Here is an 8,542-nt window from a genome sequence, read left to right as displayed (position 1 = left end):
CCCCCAACCCCCCTCCGTGGAGTTCACCCCCATGTCGCAGTCCCACGTCACCGGGCCCGCCGATCTCGTCCTCACCGGCGGGCCCGTCCACACCGTCGACGCCGCGCGCAGCCGTGCCACGGCCGTGGCCGTGCGCGGTGGGCGGATCGCGGCCGTCGGCCACGACGAGGTGCACGCGCTGATCGGACCGGACACCGAGGTCGTCGACCTGGCCGGGAAGCTGTTGCTGCCCGGCTTCCAGGACGCGCATGTGCACCCGCAGGGCGCGGGCCTGGAACTCGGCCTGTGCCACCTGGCCGACACCGTCGACCCCGCGGAGTACCTGCGGCGCGTCAGGGAGTACGCCGACGAGAACCCGGACGCCGAATGGATCACCGGCGGTGGCTGGTCCCTGGAGGCCTTCCCCGGGGGCGCCCCCACCGCCGCCGCCCTCGACGCCGTCGTCCCCGACCGGCCCGTCTTCCTGCCCAACCGGGACCACCACGGCGCCTGGGTCAACACCCGTGCCCTGGAGCGGGCCGGCATCGACGCCCGTACCCCGGACCCCGCCGACGGCCGGATCGAACGCGACGCCGACGGCAACCCGACCGGCATGCTGCAGGAGGGCGCCGTCCATCTCGTGGGCCGTCTGGCGCCCGACCCCACACCCGAGGAACAACTGGCCGGACTGCTGCGCGCCCAGGCCGTGCTGCACTCCCACGGTGTCACGGCCTGGCAGGACGCCATCGTCGGCGCGTACGCCAACATGACCGACCCCGCGCCCACGTACCAGAGGGCCCTGGACCAGGGGCTCCTCACCGCCCGCGTCGTCGGCGCGCTGTGGTGGGACCGCGAACGCGGCGCGGAGCAGATTCCGGAACTCGTGGCGCGACGCGAGGAGTTGAGCAGGGGGCGGTTCCGCGCCGGCACGGTGAAGATCATGCAGGACGGCATCGCCGAGAACCACACGGCCGCGATGCTCGAGCCGTATCTCACCGGCTGCGGCTGCGCGTCCGGCACCAGCGGGATCAGCTTCGTCGACCCCGGTGATCTGAAGAAGTACGTCACCGAGCTCGACGGCCTCGGCTTCCAGATCCACTTCCACGCCCTCGGCGACCGCGCGGTACGCGAGGCCCTGGACGCCGTGGAGGCCGCCCGTAGCGGGGGCGGCCACCGCGACACGCGGCACCACCTGGCGCATCTCCAGGTCGTCCACCCTCACGACATCCCGCGGTTCCGTGCGCTGGGCGCCACCGCCAACCTGCAGATGCTGTGGGCCGCCCACGAGCCGCAGATGGACGAACTGACCCTGCCGTTCCTCGGTTCCGAACGCGGCGCCCGGCAGTACCCGTTCGGAGACCTGCTGCGCGCGGGGGCGACGCTCGCCGCGGGGAGCGACTGGCCGGTCAGCAGCCCCGATCCACTCCAGGCCATCCACGTCGCCGTCAACCGCGTCTCCCCCGACGCACCCGAGGGCACCCCCGAGTTCCTGCCCGGACAGCGTCTCGACCTGGGCGCCGCCATCGCCGCGTACACGGCGGGCAGCGCCTACGTGAACCACCTCGACGCGCTCACCGGCAGCATCAGCGTCGGCAAGGCGGCCGATCTGGTCGTCCTCGACCGGGACCCGTTCACGGGCCCGCCCGAGGAGATCGCGGCCACCCGGGTCCTGGAGACCTTCGTGGAGGGGGTACGGGTCCACGCGGCGTCCGACGCGTGAGCTCCGGCGCGCCGGCGAGGTTGACCCTCGACCTGGTCAAGGGCCCAGGGTTCCGGGTGTGGAGAGCGAGATGCAGAGCATTGGTGAGTTGGCGCGGGACAGCGGACTGAGCGTCAGCGCCCTGCGGTTCTACGACCGGGCTGGTGTACTGGTCCCCGCCTGGGTGGATCCGGTGAGCGGCTACCGCTGGTACGAGCCGGGGCAGCTGGAGGAGGCCAGGTTGCTGGCCCGGCTGCGGCGGGCCGCCATGCCGCTGGCGGACATCCGGCTCGTACTGGCCGGCTGGTCCGGTGCGGACACCGACCTGGTGCGCCAGCTGCTCCAAGCGCACCTGCGCCGCCTCGAACTGGGGCTGGCCGAGGCCCGCAGCGAGTTCTCCACGCTCCGACCACTGCTCGATCGCAAGGAGGACTCCATGACTTCGCTCCGCACCACCGCCGTCCGGCTGACTGTCTCCGCGCCCGAACTGGCCGCCGCTCTGGACGCGGTCCGTTTCGCCGCGAGCACCGACCCGGAACTGCCGATGCTCGGCGGTGTGCTGTTCGACATCGAGGGCGAGGTACTCCATGCCGTCGCCACCGACCGGTACCGGATGGCTGTCGCGCGGGCCGGTGCGGCGGGGCACGGCGGGCCCCGGGTGCAGGTCATCGTGCCGGTTCCGCTCGCCGACGCGATGCGGGCCCTGCTGGGCGTCGACGAAGCCGTCCGGCTCTCCGTGGACGGCGACCGCGTGACGTTGGAGACCGGGGACCGTCAGGTGGCGGGCCAGTGCCTCGATCACGACTTCCCCGACTACCGACGTCTCGTCCGCCTGCCGGAAGGGCGCCGTGTCCTCGTCGACGTTCCAGCTTTCCAGCAGGCGCTGCGGACCGGCCCCGTCCGCGCCAGTGAGCGCACACAGGACGGGACGTCCAGCGAGCTCAGCGTGCTCAAGGTCGAGGCCGACGGCACGGTGACCCTCTGCGAGGACGGTGACGACGACCAGAGCCAGGTCGCCGTCAACCGCGACTTCCTGCTGCACGCCCTCACCGCCGGAGCCCGGGACCGGCTGATCCTGGAGTTCGGCGCCCCCACCGCACCGGTCGCCATCCGCCGGCCCGACGACGAGGACACGTTCTCGATGCTGATGCCGGTCCGATTGGAGAACTAGAGCCCCTCCGTGGACCGCGGTCCCGTTCCCGCGATCGTCTCGCGCAGTCGCCGGCGCGCGGTCGCCGGGGCGCCGGCCGTCAGGAGTGCCTCGTCCGCCGCGCCCGCCACCGGCGGTACGTCGAGGACGCGCGGGCCGGCCAGGGGCGCCTCGGCGGCGAGTCGGGCTCGGATGTGATCCGGCAGCAGCACGTGGCCGTTCTGCAGGGTGCCCCCGCCGAGCACCACGGGAGTCGGGGTGCGCAGCAGACGCAGTCGCCGCAGCAGCGCGGTCACCATCGCGACGATCTCGTCGCCCAGGCGCAGCACGATCCCTCGGGCCACTGTGTCGCCGCCGGCGGCCGCCGCGAACACGAGGGGCGCGAGGCCGTGCAGGGCGACCATGGGGATCTCGCCCTCGCTGACGGCCAGCGCCACCGCCTCCACGCTGCGCAGTGCGAAGTGGCCCGGCAGGGCGCGCCGCAGCGCGGTGGCCGGACCGCGTCCGTCACCGGCGCGGACCGCGGCGCCCAGCCCGGCCCGCGCCACGGCCAGCCCGCCGCCCCAGTCCCCGGTGATGTCACCGAGGGAGAGGAAGCGGGCCGACCTGCCGCGCGGGTGCACCCCGGCCGCGTTGATGCCGGCGCCCGAGACCACCGCCACTCCCCAGCCGTCCGGTGCGCCGGCCCGGAGGACGGCGAGCGTGTCGTTGCGCACGACAGTTCGTTCGGCCACGCCCAGCCGGGACAGCTGCTGTGCCGCCTGCCTTTCCTCGGCTCTCCGGTCCACGTTGGCGAGGAAGAAGCCGCCGACGGTGACCCGGGCGTCGGCCGGGAGCCCGGCGACCGCCCGGGCCCGCCGTCCCAACTGCGCCAGGCGGTCGGTCGTGGCGTTCATGCCCTCGCGGTGCGGGCGGGTGCCGTCGCCGCGCACCCAGGCCAGCAGCCGCCCCTCGGTGTCCGCGAGCACCAGGTCGGTCTTCGAGCTCCCGCCGTCGACGCCCACCACAAGGTCCGCCAAGACGGTCACCCCTTGATGCCGGTCAGGGTGATGCCCTCGACGAAGACCTTCTGGGCCAGGAAGAACAGCACCAGGATGGGCAGCAGGAACATCAGCGAGGCCGCCATCTGCAACTCGTACGCGTTCTGGTGCCCGTTCTTCGCCAGTTCGGTGAGGGCGACCGCGAGAGTCTGACCGCTCTGGCTGTTTCCGGTGTAGAGCAGCGGGTTGTAGAAGTCGTTCCACGCGTACAGGAACGAGAAGAGGCCCACGGCCGCGATGGCCGGCCGGGTCATCGGGATCAGCACCTGCCACAGGATGCGCAGCTCCCCGGCGCCGTCGATCCGGGCCGCCTCGGTCAGTTCGTCGGGGATGGTGAGGAAGAACTGACGGAGCAGGAAGATGCTGAACGCGTCGCCGAAGAAGCCCGGGACGATGAGCGGTTTGAGGGTGCCCACCCAGCCGATGTGCGAGTAGAGGACGTACAGCGGCAGGCTGGTGACCTGTGCGGGAATCATCATCGCCGCGAGGACCACGAGGAAGAACGCCTCGCGGCCCTTCCAGCGCATCCGGGCCAGTGCGTAGGCCACCGGCACCGAGGAGATCACCGTGCCGATCGTGGACAGCCCGGCGTACAGCATCGTGTTGGCCAGGTCGCGGCCGAACGGCATGGCCGAGAAGACCTTCCGGAAGTTGCCGAACTCCCACGGCGACGGCCACAGGGCGCCGGTGCCGGCCTGGTGCTGGGTCATGAACGCGGTGAGCACGCCGATCGTCAGCGGCAGCAGGAAGCAGAGCGCGACCGCCACGGCGGGCGCGTGCTCGGCCAGCAGATGCAACACCCGGCGCCCTCTTCGCACCTGACGTCGTGTCAGGCGCACGTCCACGGTGGTCATCGGCCGCCTCCCGCGTGGTGGACGAAGCGGCGTGAAGCGCGGATGAAGATCACGGTCGCCGCGAAGATGACCAGGAACAGCAGCCACGCCATGGCCGAGGCGTAGCCGGTCTTGAAGTAGGAGAAGCCCTGCTGGTAGAGCTCGGTCGAGTAGAACAGCAGCGAGTTGGCCGGGTAGCCGAGCAGTTGGCTGCTCGACGACGTCATGTTCGACGAACTGGACGCCACGAACGCCTCGGTGAAGTACTGGAACGTGTAGATCATACCGGTGAGCAGGGCGAAGAAGATGACCGGCGAGATGGCGGGAAGGGTGACGCTCACGAACTTCCGCAGCGTGCCGGCGCCGTCCAGTTCGGCCGCCTCGTACAGCTCACGCGGTACGTCCAACATGGCGGCGGAGAAGATCACCATCAGGTTGCCGCTGGCCCACAGCGCCATCAGGACGAGACTCGGCTTGGACCAGGCGGGGTCGGAGAACCAGCCCGGGCCGCTGATGCCCACGAGGTCCAGGATCCGGTTGAACGGCCCCACGGGGTTGAGCAGCACGATGAAGGACAGGGCCGCGGCGACCACCGGCACCATGGAGGGCAGGAAGAACAGGGTGCGGTACACGGTCCTGCCGCGCTTGACCCGGATGATGACCCAGGCGGTGAGCATCGCCCAGGCCGTACGCAGCGGCACCATGACCGCCACCATCCACAGCGTGTTGCGCACCGACACCCAGAAGTTGTCGGACTGGGTGAACAGGAGGCGGTAGTTACGCAGGCCGACGAAGTGCACCGGGCGGTACGACCCGGCCTGGAAGTCGGTCAGCGAGTAGTACAGCGTGGAGACCACCGGGTACAGCACGAAGGCGGAGAACCCGACGACGAACGGCGAGACGAAGGCCAGGACGATCCACCAGCGGGCCCCGCTCGGGCTGGGCCCGCGACCCCGGGCGGGGCGCGTCGGCGCCCCGCCCGATGTGTTCTCGACGGGCGCGAGAGCGGTCGCCATGTCTACTGCCCGCTCTGGGCGTTGAGGTCGTCGATCTTCTTTCCGACGCCGGACAGCCCGCTCGCAGCGTCCTTCACCTTCCCCTGTTCGTACTCCAGGAGGAACGCGCGCCAGGTGTCCATGTCCTCGACACCCGCCGGGGTGAGGGTCTTGTAGTAGGACCCGGAGTTCTGGAACAGGTCGACGAACGGCTTCCAGTGCGGGTCGCTCGCCTTGTCCCATGCCTTCAGCGCGGCGAAGGTGCTGGGGATGTTGTAGACGGTGTCGGCCAGCTGGTTCAGGAACGTGGTGTCGGTGGTGAGCTGCTGGAGGGCGAAGAAGGCCTCCTGCTTGTGCTTCGAGCCGGCGGAGAGGTAGGCGACGGTGCCGAGGGTGTTGCCCGCGCCGTAGCCGGTGCCCTGCGCGTCCAGCACCGGCATCGGGACGACTCCGTAGTCGAAGTCCTTCTTCAGCGTGGCTATCTCGCCGACGTGCCACTCGCCGTCGAACTCCATGGCCGCGGCACCGGTCAGCAGCGGGTTGCTCGCGTCGTCGGCGTGCGGCTGGTAGCGGCCGACGAACTTCTGCACGTTGGACGCGCCGTAGTAGTCGATGAGTTCGCGGTCCCACTTCAGCAGCTGCTGCCACTTGGCGTCGTCGGCGAAGGTGGTCTTGCCGTCCTTGCCGTAGAAGTCGGTACCGCTCTGCACGCCGGTGAAGATGTACCGGTTGGCGTTGAAGTCGGAGCGGGGCACGAAGCCGAAGGTCTTGATCGATCCGTCCGGGTTCTTCTTGGTGAGCTTCTTCGCGGCGGCGGTGAGCTCCGCGAGAGTCCGGGGCGGCTTGGTGATGCCGGCCTCCGCGAACATCTTCTTGTTGTAGTAGAGCGCGAAGGCATCGGTGAGCAGCGGCAGCGCGCACTGCTTGTCCTGGTAGCGGGTGTAGACGAGGGTCGCGGCCGGGAAGGTCTTGGCGGTGTCGACACCGGCCGAGGACAGATAAGGCTTGAGGTCGGCGACCGTGCCGTTGTAGCAGAACTTGGCCACGTTGTCGGGTGCCGAGCTGATGAAGACGTCCGGCGGGTCACCGGCGGCGACCGCCTTGGCGTAGGCGGCGTCGTCCTTGTTGGGCACGAACTTGACGGTCAGCCAAGGGTACTTGGCGTGCAGCTGGCCCAGGGTCGCCTTGAAGGCGGCGACCTCGTTGGGGAGGTGGTTGAAGGTCCAGACGGTGACGGTGGTGGGCGCGTGCGAGGCGCCCGCGGAGATCGCGGACGTGGGCTGGGAGTCGGCGGGGCCGCTGGACGTACAGCCGGACAGCAGCAGCACGCCGGCGGCCGTGGCCGCGGCTGCTCCGGTGATAGGTTTGAACACTGATCGTCCTCTTCCTGGAGATGGCATTCCCTGGGTGACGGATCGGTCGACCGGACCCGGGCGCGGCAACGCACGGAGTCCTTGAGCGGCGGCGCTGTCCGGCAAGACGGCGTCGCCGTGGTGTTTCAGGGCTCAGGGCAGCGGCGGCTCCGCGGGGGCGGTGGACGTGGTGGCCGCGGCGAACACCGACTCGCGGGCCCGATCCGCCGACATGGCGGTGGCGCCGGTCAGCACGGCGTCCTGGCCGAGGCCGGAGGCGACGACCGTGGGCCGGAAGTCGCCGAAGTCGGCCATGTGACGGGCGACCGGTTCGAGCAGCAGGTCGCCGTTGGCGCCGATGGCGCCGCCCAGCACGATGAGCGCCGGGTCGATCAGGGGGACCACGCAGGCGATCACATGGGCGATGCTGCGGGCGGTGTCCTCGACGATCTCCAGTGCTGACGGGTGTCCGTCGCGCGCCAGCGCGAAGACGGTACGGGGGCTGCCGTCGCCGGGCAGTCCCAGGTCGCGTGCCCGGACGCCGATGTAGCGCGCCCCCATGTGGTCTTGCACCAGGGCACGGCGCTGCCCCACCGGAGCGAGCTCGCGGTCGCTCGGGAGATAGCCGGCTTCCCCCGCCACACCGGTCGCGCCGCGCCGGACCCGGCCGTCGATGACGAGGCCGAGCCCCAGGCCGACCCCCAGACTGAGCAGGACGAAGTCGTCGACCTCGGTACCGCAGCCGTGGGTGCGTTCGGCGAGCGCCGCGAGGTTCACGTCGTTCTCCAGGACCAGCGGCACCCGATCCGGTACGGCGCGGCCGAGCGCCTCGCCGAGCCCTTGCCCGGCGTCGGGCAGTCCGGCCGCGTACGAGAGGCCGCGCCCGTCCTTGCCGACCACCGCGGGCACGCCCATGACGATCTGGGTGATCTCCTGGAGCGGCACCCCGACCTGCCCGGCCAGGTCCTCACACATCGTGAGGACCTGCCCGACGAGAGCGTCACGCCCGGCTCGGCCCCGGTCCTCGTGCTGCGCATGCGCCCTGGCACGCACCTGTCCGGTCACGTCCGCGACGGCGGCCCGGACCTGCCGGTGTCCCACATCCACACCGATGGCGAAGGCGCAGTCGGCGTTCACCCGGTACTGCGCGGGGGCCGGTCCCTTCCGTCCGGTCACCGGGCCCACCTCGTTGATCACCCCGCGCTCCAGCAGCAGCCCGACCGCGGCGGCCACCGTCGGCCGGGACAGCGGGATCCGCCCGGCGAGATCGGTGGTCGTGATCGGACCGGACTGGTCGATCGCCTCCAGGACCGCGCGCCCGTTGAGCGAGCGCAGAAGGCGCTGGGGGCCTGCGGGATAGCGGTCGGTCACATCGACCTCATTCGTCTGCCGCATGCTGTAAGAAAGAAAGTTGCTTATTTATACGCTCGCGGGTGACCGGATTCAACCCTCGACTTCTCCGAGCACCCCGGCTCAGACGGAGGGGCCCGTCGG

At 70.8% G+C, this 8,542-nt stretch carries 7 protein-coding genes; 2 read left to right on the top strand and 5 right to left on the bottom strand.

Annotated features, from left to right (window positions below):
- Positions 1–31: 31 nt before the first annotated feature.
- Positions 32–1,699, top strand: coding sequence for an amidohydrolase (locus tag FNH08_RS37295; protein ID WP_152775957.1), 1,668 nt, complete (start codon positions 32–34; stop codon positions 1,697–1,699).
- Between the two features lie 70 nt (positions 1,700–1,769).
- Entirely contained in the window at positions 1,770–2,849 is a 1,080-nt protein-coding gene (locus tag FNH08_RS37290) for a DNA polymerase III subunit beta family protein (protein ID WP_152775956.1), read from the top strand.
- On the opposite strand, the gene FNH08_RS37285 is transcribed toward FNH08_RS37290, so the two are convergent.
- The 5 genes from FNH08_RS37285 to FNH08_RS37265 form a co-directional block, all read right to left on the bottom strand.
- The gene (locus tag FNH08_RS37285; protein ID WP_152775955.1) at positions 2,846–3,847 is read right to left on the bottom strand and encodes an N-acetylglucosamine kinase; all 1,002 of its coding nucleotides are present in this window, start codon (positions 3,845–3,847) and stop codon (positions 2,846–2,848) included. The two genes, FNH08_RS37290 and FNH08_RS37285, sit on opposite strands and share 4 nt — an antisense overlap.
- 5 nt (positions 3,848–3,852) lie before the next feature.
- The gene (locus FNH08_RS37280; protein ID WP_152775954.1) at positions 3,853–4,722 is read right to left on the bottom strand and encodes a carbohydrate ABC transporter permease; all 870 of its coding nucleotides are present in this window, start codon (positions 4,720–4,722) and stop codon (positions 3,853–3,855) included.
- On the bottom strand, positions 4,719–5,717 hold the full coding sequence (locus tag FNH08_RS37275; RefSeq protein ID WP_228034585.1) for a carbohydrate ABC transporter permease: 999 nt from the start codon (positions 5,715–5,717) through the stop codon (positions 4,719–4,721). The genes FNH08_RS37280 and FNH08_RS37275 overlap by 4 nt, the downstream gene beginning before the upstream one ends.
- Positions 5,718–5,719: 2 nt before the next feature.
- Positions 5,720–7,069 (bottom strand): ABC transporter substrate-binding protein, encoded by a 1,350-nt coding sequence (locus tag FNH08_RS37270; RefSeq protein WP_194238742.1) that lies wholly within the window; start codon positions 7,067–7,069, stop codon positions 5,720–5,722.
- Positions 7,070–7,201: 132 nt separating this feature from the next.
- A complete protein-coding gene (locus tag FNH08_RS37265; RefSeq protein ID WP_152775952.1) occupies positions 7,202–8,443 on the bottom strand; it encodes an ROK family transcriptional regulator in 1,242 nt (413 codons plus the stop codon).
- Positions 8,444–8,542 lie beyond the last annotated feature (99 nt).

Origin of the sequence: Streptomyces spongiae (genome assembly GCF_009377185.1) — a bacterium.
GTDB classification, from domain to species: domain Bacteria; phylum Actinomycetota; class Actinomycetes; order Streptomycetales; family Streptomycetaceae; genus Streptomyces; species Streptomyces spongiae.
Note: the sequence above shows the minus strand (reverse complement) of the source record. Positions and strands in the feature narration are given on the sequence as shown.